The following is a 2,995-nucleotide window of genomic DNA, read 5'->3' as shown; positions in this document are numbered from 1 at the left end:
TATGGCGCATGTTAAGCCGAAAACTGGAGAAAGAAGCTGGTATTTAATCCCAAGAGTCAATACATTATGGTTGAATATTGTTGACAAACAATTGGCTGAGGATGTAGGAATTTCTGACAAAAAAAATCTTATTAATTGAGGATAATGCGTATGGGGCATCGGAGTCAAAAATGTCAAATTCCAGAAGGAATATAAATAGAATTTATACCACAATATTCTCCATAATTACAACCAGCATAACGCTTATGGAAATTGGTGGATGAGCCATTAGTAAATGAGTGTTTTGAAACTATTGATGAGTTAGAAGAGATTTTAGTCAAAAGATGTAATGTACTTACTGAAATGAAAACAGAAATTAAAAATTTCACTAATTATCATTGGCTAAACTTCGCCTAAATGTAATGGGGTTTTTAAAGCCGGATTTTGTATCAGATAATTTAAAGATGATCAGCATATAGAGATGGCATAGTAGGGTATTTCAAATTTTAAGAAGGTATGAATGGCGGATCAAAATATTTTTGTTAAGATTATTCGACCGAAAATTATATTAATTTAGTTAGAACTTTCTGATGTTAAAAGTCAGAATACCTGGCGTCGCTATGGTGATATGTTTTGTAAGTTATCCGCTAATTGACTATATAAAAACTGCTAAAAATACAACATTTGGCTGATAATTTAATTTCCGTGAATATCAAACATTACGTTAATCAACTTACCTATATAGTATTGTGATATTAATCTAAAAAAAAATCTGACTGAATTAGGTTTTTGAGGGTTGAGTCCTTGTCGCAAGTAATTTAAAATTGTTATATAATAGAATAAATTTATAAGTTAATATCTACCTATAATCTATTTCCAGGGAGTAAAGTAATGTCTAAAGTCAATATCTACCAATCCATATCTGCCAAAAAAACTCTCCAGTTTATTAATGTCTCTAGTCAACTAGAATCTCCACAACAAATAGTTTTTATAGATTCTAATGTAGAAGATTACGAGGGTTTAGCTAACGGAGTTTTACCAGGAACAAAAGTAGTAATTCTTGATCCAACTTCAGATGGTGTCCAGCAGATTACTAGAGTTATAAAAAGATACCCTCACATATTATCTATACATATAGTTTCTCATGGTGCGCCTGGGTGTTTATATTTGGGTAATAGTCAATTAAATATTAACAGTATTAATAATGATTATTCCCAAGAGTTAGAAAATTGGTCGGTGACAAATTTATTGCTCTACGGTTGTCGTGTTGCTGCTGGTAATGTAGGTAAGGAATTTTTGGAACGGCTCGGTGAAGTTACAAGTGGAAATGTTGCAGCTTCGGCAACGCCAACTGGTAATGCTGCTTTAGGTGGTGACTGGGAGTTGGAGGTTAATTTAGGCAATGTTGATGTAATAATGCCGTTTGAAGTAGGGGTGTTAAAACTTTATCACTCCATTCTACCTATAACTTTGGTTGATGAAACTTTTCAAAACGCTGAATTAAATACAGACTTCCTGAATTGGATATATGGTACTGATGAAACCAGTGGCGATCCTACTGACGTCAAAAATCCTGTCTTAACAGCGAGATTTGTCGAAGACGCCCAGGAAAATGGTATTCCTGGTATTGGCGCAGGAGCAGATTCTGAAGGGAATGGTGCTTTAAGGTTAACTGCAGCAGAAAATAGACGAGCAGGGTTTGTTATTTATGACGAGCCTTTTCGTTCTGATGCTGGTTTAACAGTTGAATTTAAGATTTATGCCTATGGTGGTTCAGGAGCAGATGGAATTAGCTTTTTCCTAATTGACGGTGACGCGAACCCAACCCAAGCTGGAGGTTATGGTGGTTCCTTAGGCTATGCTATACGAGATAATGATGAGGACGGTGTATTCCCAGAAACCAATCCAGATACCGAAGGTGATGGCTCATTTTCTGAGAGAGACAGAGCTGGTTTAGTGGGAGGTTATATAGGAATTGGGTTTGATGAATTTGGCAACTTTTCTAACCCTACTCAAGGACGTCCGGAAGGTCCAGGGCTAACACCAGATTCGATCGCAATTCGAGGTAGCGAGGCTAATGACTACAAATATATAGCAGGAACGGGTACTATTGCTGCTGGAATAGACGATGTTAGTGGAACTAGAGCTTCATCAACAATAAATGTTAGAATTGAACTAACTAAAGATGGCCTTCTTAGTGTTAGTATTGACCTAAATAATGATGGTGATTATGATGATACTGATGAGCAACCAACGGCTCTGCAAAACATTGATATAGAAGCTAAAAATGGAACGTTACCAGGTACTTTTAAATATGGTTTTGCAGCTTCAACAGGAGGTTCGACAAACTTTCATGAAGTTAGCAACCTTGTAATACAGACAATTGAAGATCCACCACAAATAGACTTAGATAGCAGTACACCATTACCCGATGCTGATTACAGCACGACTTTTACGGAGGGTGGTGGTGCGGTAGCTATAGCTAGCGTCAATGATATCACTGATGGCGATGGCGATAATATGGCATCTGCTACTATAACTCTAACAAATATATTAGATGGTACTGATGAAAGCCTATCTCTGAACACTTCTGCGACAACTGTGGCGAGCGACAATAGTATTATATTTAGCTATGATTCGGCTACGGGAGTGCTGCAACTGACAGGTAGTGCAACTATGGAAATATATCAGGATATTATTGACGGAATTGTTTATGATAATATTTCTGACACTCCAGATACAACCGATCGGGTTATTGAAGTAGTAGTTGTAGAAGATACTGGAGATGCTTTTGAAAGCAATACAGCGACAACGACGATTAGTATTACCCCAACCAACGACCCACCAGTAGTAGATGATATTAGCAAGAGTGGAACAGAAGATACTGACATCAGTTTTAGTGCCACCGATTTCACAGGCAAATACACCGACCCAGAAAGTGACCCCCTCACGAAAATCCAAATTACCAGTCTGCCAACAGATGGTACACTCTTACTCAATGGAGTAGCAGTCACAG

At 37.3% G+C, this 2,995-nt stretch carries 2 protein-coding genes; both read left to right on the top strand.

Translation table 11 applies throughout. The annotated features are described in order from the left end of the window. Nucleotides 1-255 precede the first annotated feature (255 nt). Nucleotides 256-396, top strand: a complete 141-nt coding sequence (locus F6K40_RS36895) for a hypothetical protein (protein WP_293144179.1) — start codon at nucleotides 256-258, stop codon at nucleotides 394-396. A gap of 474 nt (nucleotides 397-870) precedes the next feature. Beyond that, nucleotides 871-2,995, top strand: a 2,125-nt coding sequence (locus tag F6K40_RS36890; RefSeq protein ID WP_293144176.1) for a DUF4347 domain-containing protein, incomplete at its 3' end; no start/stop codon positions are given.

Source organism: Okeania sp. SIO3I5, assembly GCF_010672085.1.
GTDB lineage: Bacteria > Cyanobacteriota > Cyanobacteriia > Cyanobacteriales > Microcoleaceae > Trichodesmium.
Note: the sequence above shows the minus strand (reverse complement) of the source record. Positions and strands in the feature narration are given on the sequence as shown.